Here is a 15,521-nt window from a genome sequence, read left to right as displayed (position 1 = left end):
GTGCGCCATCACCGGAGCGACGTCATCGACCGCGCGATCGCGGTCCTCGACGAGTACGGACTGGAGTCGCTGACGATGCGGCGACTCGCCACCGAGCTCGGCGTGCAGCCGAGCGCGCTCTACCACCACGTGCCGAACAAGCAGACACTGCTGGCCGCGGTCGCCGACGAGATCGTGCGCCGGGGCCGGCGACCCCGGCGAGCGAAGGAGTGGGACCGGCGCGTGGTCGAGCTCTGCGGCGAGCTCCGGGACACGATGCTCGCCTACCGGGACGGCGCCGAGGTGGTCGTCACGGCGCACACCTTCGGCCTCGGCGCCGACGAACCCGCCAGCCAGTTGCGACAGACCTTGCGGGAGGGCAACCTGCCCGACGACCTCGTCGACGTCGCCACCCGCGCCCTCCTGCACCTCGTCTTCGGGCACACCACGGAGGAACAGACCGCGCTGCAAGCCACGAGCGCCGGGGCGATCGACCGTCCACCCGGGGGACCGGCCGACTTCGAGCGCGGGCTCGAGCTGGTGCTCGACGGTCTCCGATTCAAGGCCAGCAGGTAACCGCACCGAAAGACGCCGCTCGTCCGGCTACGCCCAACGAAGTGATCGAGAGGAATGGCCGCTCCCGCGGAGCGCGTTGACGAACCGCACTGCGGGCGCTCTACGACAAGCTGCAAACCGAGCACGGTGCAGTGTTGGCCATGGTCGCTCAACTCGCCTCCATCGGAGCTCTCCTCCACCGGCGACAGCTCGCGATGTCGGCTGCCGAGGAACCCTCACCCTGCGAGATCTGACCCCGACGAGACCGTCGCAGCACTGAGCGTGCTGCGCGACCAACGACGACGACCCCGACGCCGAGAGCGCCCGTAGACCGTTCCCGCTCGCGCGGACAGTCAGGTTCACCGCCGGAAGCAGCGACAATAGACCGTTCCCGGGGACACTGAGCCTTTTCCACTTGCCGGGAAAGGACTGCCAGACCGAGTGGGCTGGGTGCGGAGCTGAGCGAAGCTCCTGGTGGACGAGTGGATCGACTAGATCAACTCTGTTCGTGCCAGGAGCTTCGAGAGACTTTCTCACCCCCGCCGGGGATGTCGGTGTCCTCCTCGCGCACCGAACACGCCGGCCGAGGCGTTACGTCACGAGCGGCGGACACGCCGAACCCGCCGGAGGCGGCTGGAAGCAGCTCAACAGGCGCTGCTGGTGCTGGCCCACCTCCGCAACGGCGAGACCTACACCGACCTCACAGTCGGGTTCGGCATCGGGACGACGACGGTACTCCGCTATATCCGCGAAGCTCTCGCGGTCTTGGCCACTCAGACGGCCGGGCTGAGCGAGGCGATCACGACCGCAGCACGGAAAGCGCTCGTCATCCTCGACGGCACGCTGCTGCGCATCGACCGTGTCGGCATGGCCTCGGGACGGGATCGCTCGTTCTACTCAGGAAAACACAAGCGCCACGGGGTCAACGTGCAGGTCGTTACCGACCCGACCGGGCAGCTGATCTGGGTCTCACCGGCGTTGTCCGGAGCCCGGCACGAAAGAGGCGCGGCGCGATAACACGAGCTCATCGACGCCCTGGCGGCCGCCGAGACCCGCGTGATCACCGGCAGCGCCTACCGCGGAGCCGGCGCGAGCGTCGAAGTCCCCCAACGCCGCCGAGCACGCGAGGACGGCCTCGACGAGCGCCCGCGGCAGTCGGCGAACCAGAACGCCCGGTTACGCGGCCCCGACGAACGAGCCAACGCCCAGCTCAAAAGCTGGAAAATCCCGCGTCGGATCCGAGCCTGCCCGCACCACGCAACCCCACTGATCGACGCCGTCCAAACCCTCATCCACGCAGACTGAACCCAAGCGTAAGGGCCTCACTGTCTTCCTCGAGTGAGGATTCGGTGTGCCTCAGTGGATGGGGTGGTGTCGGCCAGGTGAGCGATGGGGCGGCGAGTCGCTGGGCGCTGTTCTGTGACTACCGCACATCAACCCGAAGAGACCGAATGTGCTCACCTCGTTGATCTCGCCTGCCGAGATCGTCACGGGCGTGGGTGCCGCAGTGCCTTGTGGATCGCCCGGATCGTTGCCACTCCTGCTGGGACGGTGAGCTGACGATGCACCCGTGGATCGGTGATGGCGCGTCGGTGTGGCCGGGCGGGGTGGTCAGCTGGCTGGTCTACGCACGGAGAGCGCGACAACAAGCTCGCCCCATCGACCGTGGCGCCCTCCCCCGTAGTCAGCGACGACGCCTTCGCCGACTACCTAGCGCCGGTGCCCGCCGAGGATCTGCACATGATCGTCCAGCAGCTGTCCGGGTGGGCGCCCTATCCCGACAACCAGGTTGGCTCGATTTTTTCTCATTATGGCTATCGAGCCACTCGTGACCGGGGAGGACCACCCCGACCATGACCTGTGATGACACAAGGTATCGAAACTTCCTCGCCCGTACGCGGGTCGCGCGTGCATCGCGCCTGGTGGGTGGCTCTCGGTGCTTGCCTGGCGATTCTCGGCGCGGGCGCCTTCTCCACCATGTCCGGGTTGCTGGTCAACCCGCTGCACCAGGAGTTCGAGTGGTCCCGCAGCACGATCGGCATCGCGGTGGCGGTGAACATGGTGCTCTACGGGTTGACGGCACCGTTCGCCGCGGCCCTGATGGACCGCTTCGGCATTCGACGCGTTATCGCTGGGGCACTGACGATCATCTCAGCGGGCGCGGCGTTGACCACGATCATGACTGAGGCCTGGCAGCTGATCCTCTACTGGGGCCTGCTCATCGGTCTGGGCACGGGGTCCATGGCGATGGCCTTCGCTGCGACCGTGGCCAATCGCTGGTTCGTCCGGCGCCGCGGGGTGGTCTCCGGCCTGCTCACCGCCGCGAGCGTGTTCGGCCAGTTCGTCTTCCTGCCGCTGCTGGCCTGGATCATCGCTCACTACCAGTGGCGTTCCGCCATCGTGACTCTGGCACTGACCGCACTGATCACGATACCGTTGGTGTGGCTGCTGCTGCGCGACCATCCCGCCGACGTAGGGCTGACCGCCTACGGGGCCGGTGAGTTCACCCCCAAACCGGCTGCTGATCCGGGTGCGGCCCGTCGCACGGTGCGCGTACTTGTCGAAGCCGCCAGGACCGGTCAATTCTGGCTGCTGGCGACCACGTTCGCGATCTGCGGAGCTACCACGAACGGCATCATGTGGACCCATTTCGTTCCCGCCGCGCGCGACCACGGCATGCCGATCACGGTCGCGGCCTCGCTGCTGACGATGATCGGCATTTTCAACGTGGTGGGCACCATCGGTTCGGGCTGGCTCACCGACCGCTACGACCCGCGCAAGCTGCACGCTCTCTACTTCCCTCTGCGGGGCGTCCTGCTACTGTTGCTGCCGCAACTGCTGGCCTCGACGGTGCAGCCTTCGGTGGTGTTTTTCATGGTCGCCTTCGGAGTGCTCGACGTGGCCACCGTACCTCCCATGATCGAACTGTGCCGCCGCTTCTACGGCGACAACGGTGCCATCGTGTTCGGTTGGGTCAACGCCACGCATCAGGTCGGTGCTGGCCTGATGGCCCTGGCCGCTTCGATCATGCGGGAATCGCTCGGGTCCTACGCGCCGGTCTGGATCGTCTCCGCCGCGTTGTGCGTGATCGCGGGCCTGCTGGCACTGATGATCAAGCGCCATGACACCGATGAACACGGCAGCAATCTCGCCGCGAGCAAGCACCAAGCGGTCGAGACCGGCTGAGCCGAGGCACCGCGCACGACGGCGGTGGGTCCGACCGTTGCGGGACAGCATCACCGACGGTGGCACGACGCCGGGTTCACCGAGCGATCGCACCGCTCGTCGAGCAGAACGAACCGGAGGACTCGTCCGGGTTGGTCATCCGAGCCGATCACCACCGTCGGCACCGGAGACCACTGACGTCCCGCGGAACGTATTGCGGTAAGCACTCGGAGAAACGCCCAGCGCGGTCTGTAAGTGCTGACGCAACGAGGTGGCCGTGCCGAAGCCCGCGCTGTCGGCGATCTGCTCTATCGACATCTCCGTATCCTCCAGAAGCTGACGGGCGTGCTCCAGACGTCGCTGGGACAGCCACTGCCCCGGGGAGATACCGACCTCCTCGCGAAAACGACGAGTGAAGGTCCGATTACTCATCAACTCCTGGCCGGCCAGATCGCTAATCTTGAGCTGGCGGTGCAGATTCTGCAGCGCCCAGGCGCGGGCCTTGACGGTTGAGGAGCCCTCCGGCTCGGGTACGGGACTCTTGATGAACTGGGCCTGGCCGCCGTCGCGGTGCGGAGGCACGACAGTCGCCCGGGCCACGTCATTGGCGATCGCGGAGCCGTGATCGCTGCGGATCATATGTAGGCACAGGTCGATACCGGCGGCCTCACCGGCGGAGGTCAGCACGTACCCCTCGTCGATGTAGAGCACGTCGGGCTCGAGCCTGACCGAGGGGTAGAGCTTGCGGAAGTGCTCGGCGGACTTCCAGTGCGTCGTGGCGCGGCGACCGTTGAGCAGGTTCGCAGCGGCGACCAGAAAAGCACCGGTGCAGATCGAGGCGATCCGTGTTCCGGGCCTGATACGGGCCACGGCGTCGGCCAACGGCCCGCTGAGTCGGCCTTCTGTCTCAGTGGTGTCGAACTCGTGGGAGGCCGGCACAATCACGGTGTCGGCCTCACCGAGGACCTCCGGACCGTGTTCGACGACGATGGGAAAGTCCGTGTCCGTTCGCACGTGGCCCGGCCTCAAGGCACAGGTCACCAATTCGTAGAGCGGTTCCCCCGCCTCCGATCTGGCCTGCCCGAAAAGCTGGTGGACCAGTCCCAGTTCCATCGGCAGCAGGCCGTCACGGACGAAGACAGCTACCCGGTGCCGACCCGAGTCCGCGGAAGCGGATCTGGCTCGATTCTTTGCAACCATGGCTTGATTCTTACACCCCGAGCAAGCGGGAAGCCATGACGCACAGGGTCCGAGCCCCGCCGCGGAGTCGTCTCGGCACACGGCAGGACACTCGTGCGCGACCATCCGCGCGTGGACGTGACCGGCGTCCCCGCACTCCACGAAGTCGATTGACGTGCGCGAATCTTCTCCGGGTCGTGGAGTCGCCCCGGACGCGGCCTTGAGGCGATGGGGCGCTCCCGCGCGTTGCCGACGGTCTCGCCCCGACCCGGGCCCGGAGGACTCGGCGGGATTCTTTCGATTCGTGGCCAAACGAGATCTCGTCGCGCTCGATCGGGCCATTCAATATTGGATACGTACTGCACGACATCCGAACAGTGGATCTGCCCGCTCGCTCGGAGCGGCACCCGCCAGCGCGGCAAGTAATTACGACGTGTCACCCGATATTACTACGAACAGCATATTGCACCAGTTTTTCCGAACGAGTACTTTATAATTCCGATGTGTTCCACATCACGGATTCGAGGAGGTGTCGCACATGAGCTCCGATCATCGCAGTGAGGTCATTTTTCGTGTTCCGACCCCGGACGACGGATTACCCGTATGGGAGATGGTGGACAAGGACCGGCGACTCGACACCAACAGTCCCTACTACTACACGATGTGGTTCCGGGACTTCGCGCAGGAGTCTCTCGTCGCCACCATCGACGAGGAGGTGGTGGGGTTTTTAAACGGATACAGGCGCCCGGAGGCCCCAGACACCTATGTTGTCTGGCAGGAGGCCGTCAAGCCTCGACACGGCGTTCCCGACCTGGGAGTCAACCTCTTCAAGCACGCCGCCGAGCAGCAGATCGCCAAGGGGGCGAACTTCGTCGAGGCCACCGTCTCCGCCAACAACAAGCCCATCATCATGGTGCTCAGGCGATTCGCCAAGGCACGCTCCGCCAAGATCGAGAACAGCGTGCTGTTTCCCGCCAGCTACTTCCCCGAGGAGCATCACGACGAGATTCTTTACCGCATCGGACCACTGGCGCCGGAGTCGTAGCGGCCAGCTCACCCCTACCGGGGAAAATCCAAAATACTGTCCCGCACCGCCGAAAGGCTCGCCGAGACATGCACGAGACACGCGTCCAAGGGAATTCGATTTCCGAGATCGCAGACGAGTTCGGCACTCCCCTGTTCGTCTACGACACCGACATCCTACGAGAAACCTACCAAGATCTCCGTGATCGCCTTCCGAAACAGCTCGACATCTTCTTCTCGCTCAAGGCCAATCCGAACATCAGCGTGTGCGCCTTCCTCGGTGCGCTGGGTGCGGGCGCCGAGGTCTCCTCCCAAGCCGAACTGGTGACCGCGCTCAGAGCAGGGGTGCGCCCGGAGAACGTGATCTTCCTCGGTCCCGGCAAGGACTCCGATGATCTCAACGCCTGCCTCGATGCGGGCATCCATGCGGTGGTGTGCGAGTCGCTGGACGAATTACGCCTCCTGGACGAACTGGTGACACGACGAGGGGGTAGCGACTGCCGCGCAGTCATGCGGGTGAACCCCTCGTTCAGCACCAAGGGGTCCGGCCTGGCGATGGGCGGCAAACCCCGCCAGTTCGGTGTCGACGAGGACGTGGTCGCCGAATCCAAGCGGTTCGTCGCCGACCTGCGCCACATCCGGGTCATCGGCATCCACGCCTACATGGGAACCAGGTTCCTTTATCACGACGACGTCGTGCACAACACCGGTCGGATTCTGGATACGGCCGAAAGGCTGGCCGACCAGCTCGGCATCCCCCTGGAAATCGTCGACGTCGGAGGCGGACTGGGCGTCGCCTACTTCGACAACGAAGACGAGCTCGACCTCGACGCGCTGGGAGCTCGGCTGCGGGAAGTGATCCTTCCGTTCGCCGAGCGCCACCCCCGGTGCCGGCTCGTCACGGAGCTGGGGCGCTACCTCACAGCCGCGGCGGGCACTTACGTGGTGCGAGCCCGGTACGTCAAGGAATCTATGGGCGAGTCGTTCGTCGTCGCAGACGGTGGCACCAACCACCACATGGCGGCTGTGGGGATCGGTAGCTTCGTCAAACGCAACTTTCCGATACATCACCTCACAAGACCGGACGAACCACCACTGCAGCGGTACTCCGTAACCGGGCCGCTGTGCACGCCCAACGACATCGTGGCCAAGAAGGTCGCCTTGCCACGGGTCGAACCGGGCGATCTGATCGGCGTGCAACGTTCCGGCGCGTACGGGCCCACAGCCTCACCGGGGTTGTTCCTCAGCCAGGGGTTCCCCGCCGAAGTCCTCGTCCACCGTGGTCGTGCGTTGCTGGTCCGTGAACGCGACACCACGCAAGACCTGCTGGCCAAGCAGCATCTCGTCGACTTCGTGGGGGCGTCATGACCCGGCAAGGCTCCGCCCGCATCGGTGTGGACGTCCTCGACAGCACCGAGCTCGATCAACTGCTCCGGCGCGCGTGGTTCCTGCGCTACTGCTATGCCCCGGAGGAGATCGGCCGCGCCGACGAGCTCGGGGCCGAACGCCGCCGGGAATTCCTGGCGGGACGGTTCGCCGCCAAGGAGGCCGTGCTCAAGGCTATGGGCAAAGGATTGCTGCAGGGGGTGGCCCCTCGCGAGATTTGCGTGACCCAGGCCGACGACGGATCTCCCGAGGTGCGGCTCGAAGGAGCCGCAGCCGAGCTGCCGTCGCCTTCCACGGACCTTGCTCTGTCCATCTCGCACAAAGACACCGTGGTGACGGCCGTTGCGGTTCCGCTCCCCCCGGCGCATACCGGCACCACCGCTCTCCCGCCACGAACGGAGGAAACCACGCCCATGACCGCGCCAAACACCGGCGAGGACACCACGACCACCGCGTTCCTCCGGGTCCGCATCGGTCAGGAAGACGCCCACTACGGAGGGGGGATCGTCGACGGAGCACACATCCTCAAGCTCTTCGGTGACCTCGTCACCGAGATCACCATCCGGACCGACGGCGACGAGGGTCTCCTGTCGGAGTACTCGGCGGTGAAGTTCACCGCACCGGTTGCACCGGGCGACTACGTCGAGGCCACCGCACGACTCACGAGCAAAACCCGGCTCCGCCGCGTCGTGGACCTCCGGGCTCACAAGGTGATCGCCGCCGATCCCGCCGACCGTCCCAGCCGGGCTCGACGACTCGACGAGCCGCGACTGGTATGCAGCGCCACCGCCACCACCGTGGTCCCTGCGCAGAAGGTCACGGCAGCCTCCGGGGAGGACTGATGGCTCAGACGCCGAACCTCCTGCACGAACTGCTCGACGACGCCGCCGACCGCACCCCCCACGAGCCGGCCGTAACCGCCCACGGCCGCAGCTGCACGTACCGTCAACTGGCCGTAGCGAGCGTCCGCGCCGCTCGCCGTATCCAGGACCAAGGGGTGTCCCGTGGCGACCGCGTGGTCGTAAAGGCAGCCGACGGGCTCGTCGTGACGACCCTGGTCTACGCCGCATCGCGGCTGGGAGCGGCGTTCAGCGTGCTCCACGAGCACGTCCGCGGAGAGCCGCTGGCCCATGTCCTCCAGGACAGCGAACCCGCCCTCGTGGTCTCCGACGACGCCGACGACGGCGACACGGCTCAGCAGCACCGGGTCCGTTACCTGCCCAGTGCTCGACTCTCCTCCGACGTGGACGAGCCGGGAAGCCAGTCCGCGGACCCGACCCGGCTCGACGAGGACGTGCTCTCCGTCGATCCCGTGTGCCTGATTTACACCTCGGGCACGACGTCGATGCCCAAGGCGGTCGTGAGCACGCACCAGCAGGTTCTGTTCGCCTCCCGCGCCATCCAGTCGTGCCTGGGGTATCGCGATGACGACGTCGTCTACTGCCCGCTGCCGTTGTCGTTCGACTACGGGCTGTACCAGGTGTTTCTGGCCGCCCTCAGCGGTGCGCACCTGTGGCTGGGCACCCACGCCGAGGCCGGCCCGCCCCTGCTGCGCCACCTGCGGCACAGTGCGGCCACCGTCCTTCCCGGCGTGCCGTCAGTCTCGGACCGCCTCGCCTGGTTACTGCGGCGCAGCACCGACAAGCCCGAGCGTCTGCGGCTGCTCACCAACACCGGTGCCGCCCTCGCCGAGGGCACCATGGCGGCACTGCGCGAGACCCTCCCCCGGTTGCGCATCCAAGTGATGTACGGACTCACCGAGTGCAAACGCACCGCGATCATGCCCCCGGACGGCGATCTGGACCGGCCCGGTTCCTGCGGGTTTCCACTGCCGGGCACGGAGGTCCTGATCCTCGACGACGACGGCAAACGACTCCCTCCCGGCGAGCTGGGGCAGTTCGTCGTGCGCGGCCCCCACGTGATGGCCGGCTACTGGCGACGCCCCGAGTTGAGTGCCGAACGCTTTCCCCGCGTCGAGGGACTGTTCCCCGAACTCCGCACCGGTGACTATGGATGGCGCGACCACGACGGCTACCTCTACTTCTCCGGACGCCGCGACGACATCTACAAAGAACGTGGTTTCCGCGTGAGCGCCACCGAGGTGGAATCCGCAGCACGTCGTGTCGACGGGGTGAATGCGGTGGCCCTGATCCCGCCGAACGAGACGCGCCCGGCGCTGCTGGCCGTCGAGTCCGACATCACCGGTGAGGAAGTAACCGAACGCATGCACGAACACATCGAAGCCTTCAAGATCCCTCGCCGCTGCGTCGTGCTTCCGACGCTGCCGACCAACGCCAACGGCAAGCTCGACCGCGCACAGATCGTCGCCCTGGTCGAGGACCGGGCGGTACCCACAGTAAAGGAGAAGAACTAATGGACCGCGACACAGTGCTCACAGCCCTGGAGACCGCCCTGACCGACGTGCTGGAGCGTCCCGTGACCGGGCTGACCGGTGGCGTCCGCCTTTTCGAGGACCTGCACCTGGACTCCACCACCATGCTCGAGATGCTCATGGCGCTCGAGGAGTCCATCGGGCTGGTGATCGACCCGGAAGACCTGGACGTCGACGACTTCGAGACCGTCGAAACCTTCATCGACTTCGCGTCGTCCGGTGACAGCGCCGCGGCACCAGCCGGAAGCTGACGCAGCGCCGCACGTTTGCGACACCGATCCACGAGAGGATCCATTCTCATGCTCGTCCGTTCGTTCGCAGAGATAGAAGACACCGAGCGCCACGTCAAGGGCGCTTCCGGCACCTGGGAGAGCAAGCGCATCGTACTCGCCAGGGAAAAGGTCGGTTTCTCGCTGCACGAGACCGTCGTGCGCGCCGGGACCGAAACGTCCATGTGGTACGCCAACCACATCGAGGCGGTCCTGTGCGTCGAAGGAGAGTGCGAACTCACCAACGACGAAACGGGTGAGAAGCACTGGATCACACCCGGGACCATGTACCTCCTCGACGGACACGAGAAGCACACCCTCCGGACCAAGACCGACTTTCGCGCCGTCTGCGTCTTCAACCCGCCGGTCACCGGGCGGGAGGACCACGACGAGAACGGCGTCTACCCCCTGTTGACCGACGCACACGACTGACCGGCGACGCCTCGTACCCGGAACCGGTGTTCGGGGCAGGCACCCGACGGCCGTGTCTGCCCCGGGCACCGTGCCTGTGGAGGAGACGATGAACGACATCTTCGCAACTCTGGAATCCGAAGCTCGCAGCTATAGCCGCACCTGGCCGACGACGTTCGACCGTGCGGTGGGTAGTTGGATCTACGGCGAGGACGGGACGCCCTACCTGGACTTCTTCGCCGGTGCCGGGGCGTTGAACTACGGGCACAACAATCCGCTGCTGAAGCGAAAACTGCTCGAGTACATCGAGCGGGACGGTATTCATCACGGTCTCGACCAGGCCACCGCGGCCAAGCGCGAGTTCCTGGAGACCGTCGACGAGAAACTGCTGAAACCGCGCGGGCTGGACTACAAGCTCCAGTTCTCCGGCCCGACCGGGACGAACTCGGTGGAGGCGGCGCTCAAGCTCGCCCGCAAGATCACCGGTCGCGAGTCGATTATCAGCTTCACCAACGCCTTCCACGGCATGACGCTGGGGTCGCTGTCGGTGACCGGGAACTCGATGAAGCGCGGTGGTGCCGGCATTCCGCTGGTGCACGCCACACCGATGCCCTACGACAACTACTTCGAGGGCCAGTACCCGGACTTCCTGTACTTCGACCGGCTGCTGGCCGACAGCGGCAGTGGGCTCAACGCTCCCGCGGCCGTGATCGTGGAGACCCTCCAGGGCGAGGGCGGCATCAACTCCTCGCGCCCCGAGTGGCTGCGCGGGCTGTCCGATCTGTGCAAGCGTCACGACATGCTGCTCATCGTCGACGACGTGCAGATGGGCTGCGGCCGGACGGGGCCGTTCTTCAGCTTCGAGGAAGCCGGGATCACCCCCGACATCGTCTGCCTGTCCAAGTCGATCGGCGGCTACGGCAGCCCGCTGGCGACCACGCTCATCAAGTCCGAGCACGACGTCTGGGAGCCCGGTGAGCACAACGGCACCTTCCGGGGCAACAACCCGGCGTTCGTGACGGCTACCGAGGCGCTGCGCCAGTACTGGAGCGACGACGCCCTGCAGCGCTCCACCGTCGCCAAGGGCGAGCGCGTCGGCCAGGTGCTCGACGAGCTGGTGAACACCCACGAGGGCACCGTGGCCAAGGGTCGCGGCCTGGCCAGGGGGCTGGGTTTCGAGGACCCGGACCTGGCGGGCAAGGTGTCCAAGGCGGCCTTCGACCGCGGGATGATCCTGGAGACGGCCGGACCGAACAGCGAGGTCGTCAAGATCATGCCGCCACTGACCGTGACCGACGAAGAGCTCGAACAGGGTCTTGGGATCATCACGGACTCGGTGCAAGCTGTCACGGCCTGACCCATCTTCCAGCGGACAGCGGCAGGATCACGACCGCAGGGATCGGACCGATGCGTGACACCGCTCGAAGCTCGCTTTCTTCGACCACGACGCTCGGTTCCCTCCATAGCGTCGAGCCCGATCCACTGGAGACACTTTTGCCTCGTACCGACGAACTGCGCCTGGCCCTGAAAGCTCTCGGCGTCACTACCCCGCCCGCGCTCATGTCACCGTCCTATGACAAGCGCACGCGGGTGCGCACCACTCTGTCCCTGGCCAACGCGCTGCTGGGGACGGCCGAACGTGAGATCGTCCGGGCCGAGATGGACCTCGGCTACACCAGCCTGCCCCAGGACGAGATCGACGCGGTGGTCCGTGCCTCCGAAAGGAGCGTCGACGCCGCCGCGGGCTGGGCCGAGGAAAGCGCCGAAGGACAGCACGCGGTGCTGCACTGGCGAACCACACGCCTGCACAGGGCACTCGCCCAGAGACTGGAATCCGCCGAGACGGACCCTGCGCTTGCTGCTGCCTGCGATGCCGCCGCGCTGACCGCCGTCCTACTCGGCTACTGCGAAGCTCGTGAGCTCCAGTTCATCGACACCGAACACGCCGAAGGGTGGCGCGGTATGCCCGAAACCTCCCTGCACGACGCGATCGCGCTCCAGGAGAGGATCTCCGACGTCCTTAGCGGGCTCAGCGCCTGACACAGCGCCCCGCGTCGACATGATGTTCCCGAACCCGACCTGAAACGCAAAGTGACATGTGGACGGACTCGGATTTTCCGGACGGCTCGCCAGTGGGCCATTTCATGCCACGTCCAGCCGGTTTTGACGTTCGATTTGAACTTCGTGTGGGTTTTTGCATCCGACTCCGAAGCGGAGTCGGCGGTGATTATATCGGAGCTCGATGCAGGTGGCAATGTCTGCGATGGCGTGTTGTCGAATGAGGCCGGTCATCCGAGGGACTCGTTCGTTTTTCAGGGTGGCGAAGAAGGACTCAGCCATCGCGTTGTCGAAGGAGCTCCCGGCGCGTCCGACTGATCGTCGGATGCCGAGCGAGCGGAGCGTGTTGCCGAAGTCGGCAGACTTATGGTTGCTGCCGCGGTCGGAATGGAAAATGGCTCCAGCAGGGATGGTGTGGCTGTGGGCGGCCATGTGGATGGCTTTGGTGATCAGCGAGGCGCGGTAGTGGTCGTCGAGGGCCCAGCCCACAATGGTTTTCGAATAGCAGTCGAGGACGGTGGCCAGATAAACCCATCCTTCGCTGGTCGGATATAGGTGATGTCGTCGACCATTGTGGCGCACGGCTGTGTGACGGCGAAGTCGGTGATCGCGTACTCGCCTGTGCCGTACATGCGTACGAGTTCGCGCTGTTGCCTGGTCGCTGTCCTGCCCGTACTCAGGTTCACCCTGATGGTCCTCGACGGCATCTTTGGGTCCTGATCCGGTGCTCGCGACCGCCCCAGGAGAGCCTGCTTCCATTGGTCATGCCGATGGGTGGGTTCCCTAGCTTTCTGGTGTGGGGCGGTGCCCGCGAACGGGGCTGAGGGCCTCGAGTCGTTCGGCCAGACCGAGAAGGTCGCCACCGCCGTCGGCCACGCCCACATCTCCACCACCCTGCGCTACTACCGGCGCCGCGACTAACTCCGGACCGGAGCCTTCCGGGCCGTGTCCGGCCTGGTCGTCGCCGACCACGATGCCGACGCCGAGCAGGCACAGCAGACCGTCGCCACGCGCCTGGCCGGTGCCAACGCCGAGCAGGTTCCCGGCCAAACGGGATCTGAGTAGCAGCGGTACAGGATCCTCCGTTAGTGGACGGTGAGCGATTTCCGGTGCCAGTCGGTCCGTTGACGCACTGGCCCTGGTCGGCCAGCCAGCAGCGGCGGCTGAAACCCGCCCCTGTCGCGCCCGGCCAGGGGCGTGCTTGAGCGGAGTACCGGTCGACGTCCGATGGTGAATGTCCGGCGCGCTTTCCGTCCGGGGGCACGGTGCTTCCTGGGAAGGAACTGTCCCTGCCACACGGTACCGCTCCGCCCCACAGTGAGGGGTGTACGCCATCGAATCCGCTGGTCAACGGCCCTTCCGCCGGGCCGATGCGGCAAATCTGAGGAGTGAGGACCATGCCTTCCGACAACGTCGAACGCGTGAATATCACGGCGTTGGCCTGGGACATCGCGGCGGACATCTACTTCCCGCCGGACTTCGATCGCGACCGGACCTACGCCACGGTCATCAGCGCCCACCCGACCGGCAGCTGCAAGGAGCAGACCGCGGGCAACGTCTATGCCGCGGAGCTGGCCCGTCAGGGTTTCGTCGCGATCGCCTTCGACGCGAGTTTCCAGGGCGAAAGCGGTGGCCAGCCGCGGTTCACCGAGGACCTGGCCTTCCGGGTGCAGGACTTCAGCCACGTGATCGACTACTTGGTCACCCAGCCCCACGTCGACGCGGACCGGAAGGCGCGACGTGCCGAGCTGAGCCCGCACCACGAGGGACTACCCGACACCGGCAGCCAGCGGCGCGTGCCGGGGCTGCGCCGCGAGGAGGTCGCCCAGCTGGCGGCGATCAGCACCGACTACTACACGCGGCTGGAGCAAGGCCGCATTCCCGCATCCGCCCCGGTGCTCGATGCCCTGGCCCGGGTGCCGCACCTCGACGACGCCCAGCGCGAGTACCTGTCCGAACTCGCAGGCAAGGACGCCACGCGGCCGCGTCGACGCACGCGCCAGGTGCTGCGGTCCTCGCTGCAGCGCGTGCTCGACGACCTGCGATTCACCCCCGCGTTCGTGCTGGGCCGCCGCATGGACGTGCTGGCCTGGAACCCCCTGGCGGCAGCCCTGGTCACCGACTTCGCCCAACTGCCGACCAAGCACCGCAACTACGTGCGGCTGCTGTTCACCGAGCAGCACATGCGCGCCCTCTACGCCGACTGGGAATCCGTGGCCCACACCAGCGTGGCCCTGCTACGCCGCCAAGCCGCCCACCACCCCGACGACCACCGACTGACCGAACTGGTCGGCGAACTCTCAGTGCGCGACACGGACTTCCGCCAGTGGTGGGCCGAACACCACGTCGCCAACCAGCGCATCGGCACCAAAACCCTGCACCACCCCGTCGTCGGCGAGCTCACCCTCGACTGAGACACGCTGACCTGCACCAACGACCCCGACCAGCACCTCGTCACCTGGACCGCCGAGCCCGACACCCCCACCCACGACCGGCTGCCCATCCTCGCCTCCTGGGCCACCCAACACCAGACCGAACCCACCGACAGCGGGCGTGCTCAGCGGGCCAGCGGCTACGGCTAGCTCCGTGAACGAGAGCAACACCCTCACCGCTTAGCGGAGGATCCTGGACCGCTGCTACTCAGTCCCCCACTCGAGGACGGTCCACTCCGCGGAGTCGCTACTGCAAGACCCACGCCCTGACCGGTGGGATCGCCTCGGCGTTCTGCTACTGGCACGAGAACAACCAGGAAGAGGAGCACGACAACCGCACCCCCTGAAAACATCGGCGACATCGCCGACCCGATCGACGTCGCGCACCTGGCGTTCGAGCACGCCGACGGCGTCATCATCGGTGAGGCCGTGAACCTTCAACCCTACGTCGATCCGCACGCCACGGATGTGCACCTCGACGGCGGGAGGCGCCTTCCGCTACCGCATCGACGTACCTCGGACCGGCGACCGAGCCCGACGACGAGTAGCAGCATCAGCGAAGCCCTCGGCCGGAGCAATTCTGCACGCGCTCGCGGCGACGGGCTCCGCCTCGCCCCTGCGATCGGTCTGCTGTGGTGCGTGTTTTTGCGCGATGTCTTGGGGTATTGCATC

General features: G+C 66.2%; 13 protein-coding genes and 1 pseudogene. 12 read left to right on the top strand and 2 right to left on the bottom strand.

The genetic code is table 11. The features are described from left to right. The 3 genes and pseudogenes from FHX42_RS06440 (at position 1) to FHX42_RS06430 (ending at position 3,720) form a co-directional block, all read left to right on the top strand. Entirely contained in the window at positions 1–555 is a 555-nt protein-coding gene (locus FHX42_RS06440) for a TetR/AcrR family transcriptional regulator C-terminal domain-containing protein (protein WP_182543173.1), read from the top strand. Positions 556–1,082: 527 nt separating this feature from the next. Next, positions 1,083–1,839, top strand: a pseudogene (locus FHX42_RS27675) (transposase family protein). Between the two features lie 558 nt (positions 1,840–2,397). Next, the gene (locus FHX42_RS06430) at positions 2,398–3,720 is read left to right on the top strand and encodes an MFS transporter (protein WP_182543172.1); all 1,323 of its coding nucleotides are present in this window, start codon (positions 2,398–2,400) and stop codon (positions 3,718–3,720) included. Positions 3,721–3,855: 135 nt separating this feature from the next. On the opposite strand, the gene FHX42_RS06425 is transcribed toward FHX42_RS06430, so the two are convergent. Next, on the bottom strand, positions 3,856–4,899 hold the full coding sequence (locus FHX42_RS06425) for a GlxA family transcriptional regulator (RefSeq protein ID WP_182543171.1): 1,044 nt from the start codon (positions 4,897–4,899) through the stop codon (positions 3,856–3,858). A gap of 517 nt (positions 4,900–5,416) precedes the next feature. Here FHX42_RS06425 and FHX42_RS06420 point away from each other — a divergent pair. The 8 genes from FHX42_RS06420 (at position 5,417) to FHX42_RS06385 (ending at position 12,399) form a co-directional block, all read left to right on the top strand. After that, positions 5,417–5,923: a GNAT family N-acetyltransferase gene (locus FHX42_RS06420; protein WP_182543170.1), complete on the top strand. Its 507-nt coding sequence runs from the start codon at positions 5,417–5,419 to the stop codon at positions 5,921–5,923. A gap of 68 nt (positions 5,924–5,991) precedes the next feature. Continuing rightward, positions 5,992–7,269 (top strand): type III PLP-dependent enzyme domain-containing protein, encoded by a 1,278-nt coding sequence (locus FHX42_RS06415; RefSeq protein WP_182543169.1) that lies wholly within the window; start codon positions 5,992–5,994, stop codon positions 7,267–7,269. Then, entirely contained in the window at positions 7,266–8,129 is an 864-nt protein-coding gene (locus FHX42_RS27670; protein WP_182543168.1) for a 4'-phosphopantetheinyl transferase superfamily protein, read from the top strand. Before FHX42_RS06415 ends, FHX42_RS27670 begins: the two co-directional genes overlap by 4 nt. Beyond that, entirely contained in the window at positions 8,129–9,661 is a 1,533-nt protein-coding gene (locus FHX42_RS06405) for a class I adenylate-forming enzyme family protein (protein ID WP_182543167.1), read from the top strand. Before FHX42_RS27670 ends, FHX42_RS06405 begins: the two co-directional genes overlap by 1 nt. Continuing rightward, complete coding sequence (locus FHX42_RS06400) at positions 9,661–9,930, top strand: phosphopantetheine-binding protein (RefSeq protein ID WP_182543166.1); 270 nt, start codon at positions 9,661–9,663, stop codon at positions 9,928–9,930. Before FHX42_RS06405 ends, FHX42_RS06400 begins: the two co-directional genes overlap by 1 nt. Positions 9,931–9,978: 48 nt before the next feature. Next, entirely contained in the window at positions 9,979–10,380 is a 402-nt protein-coding gene (locus tag FHX42_RS06395; RefSeq protein ID WP_182543165.1) for an ectoine synthase, read from the top strand. Between the two features lie 88 nt (positions 10,381–10,468). Then, positions 10,469–11,716 carry a diaminobutyrate--2-oxoglutarate transaminase gene (ectB, locus tag FHX42_RS06390; protein ID WP_182543164.1) on the top strand — a complete coding sequence of 416 codons (1,248 nt, stop codon included), beginning with the start codon at positions 10,469–10,471 and terminating at the stop codon, positions 11,714–11,716. A gap of 137 nt (positions 11,717–11,853) precedes the next feature. Then, on the top strand, positions 11,854–12,399 hold the full coding sequence (locus FHX42_RS06385; RefSeq protein WP_182543163.1) for a DUF6245 family protein: 546 nt from the start codon (positions 11,854–11,856) through the stop codon (positions 12,397–12,399). A gap of 102 nt (positions 12,400–12,501) precedes the next feature. On the opposite strand, the gene FHX42_RS06380 is transcribed toward FHX42_RS06385, so the two are convergent. Then, entirely contained in the window at positions 12,502–12,999 is a 498-nt protein-coding gene (locus tag FHX42_RS06380; protein ID WP_182543162.1) for a DDE-type integrase/transposase/recombinase, read from the bottom strand. Positions 13,000–13,814: 815 nt separating this feature from the next. On the opposite strand from FHX42_RS06380, the gene FHX42_RS06375 reads away from it, so the two are divergent. After that, the gene (locus FHX42_RS06375; protein WP_328795929.1) at positions 13,815–14,831 is read left to right on the top strand and encodes an MmyB family transcriptional regulator; all 1,017 of its coding nucleotides are present in this window, start codon (positions 13,815–13,817) and stop codon (positions 14,829–14,831) included. The last annotated feature ends 690 nt before the right edge of the window (positions 14,832–15,521 follow it).

Origin of the sequence: Halosaccharopolyspora lacisalsi, from assembly GCF_014137975.1 — a bacterium.
GTDB lineage: Bacteria > Actinomycetota > Actinomycetes > Mycobacteriales > Pseudonocardiaceae > Halosaccharopolyspora > Halosaccharopolyspora lacisalsi.
The sequence above is the reverse complement of the archived record's forward strand: the minus strand, read 5'-3'. Positions and strand labels throughout refer to the sequence as shown.

Coding starts and splice junctions, on each gene's coding strand:
- FHX42_RS06415 (WP_182543169.1), top strand. CDS start 5,992: ATGCACGAGACACGCGTCCAAGGGAATTCGATTTCCGAGATCGCAGAC.
- FHX42_RS06400 (WP_182543166.1), top strand. CDS start 9,661: ATGGACCGCGACACAGTGCTCACAGCCCTGGAGACCGCCCTGACCGAC.
- FHX42_RS06420 (WP_182543170.1), top strand. CDS start 5,417: ATGAGCTCCGATCATCGCAGTGAGGTCATTTTTCGTGTTCCGACCCCG.
- FHX42_RS06375 (WP_328795929.1), top strand. CDS start 13,815: ATGCCTTCCGACAACGTCGAACGCGTGAATATCACGGCGTTGGCCTGG.
- FHX42_RS06395 (WP_182543165.1), top strand. CDS start 9,979: ATGCTCGTCCGTTCGTTCGCAGAGATAGAAGACACCGAGCGCCACGTC.
- ectB (WP_182543164.1), top strand. CDS start 10,469: ATGAACGACATCTTCGCAACTCTGGAATCCGAAGCTCGCAGCTATAGC.
- FHX42_RS06430 (WP_182543172.1), top strand. CDS start 2,398: ATGACACAAGGTATCGAAACTTCCTCGCCCGTACGCGGGTCGCGCGTG.
- FHX42_RS06425 (WP_182543171.1), bottom strand. CDS start 4,899: ATGGTTGCAAAGAATCGAGCCAGATCCGCTTCCGCGGACTCGGGTCGG.
- FHX42_RS06405 (WP_182543167.1), top strand. CDS start 8,129: ATGGCTCAGACGCCGAACCTCCTGCACGAACTGCTCGACGACGCCGCC.
- FHX42_RS27670 (WP_182543168.1), top strand. CDS start 7,266: ATGACCCGGCAAGGCTCCGCCCGCATCGGTGTGGACGTCCTCGACAGC.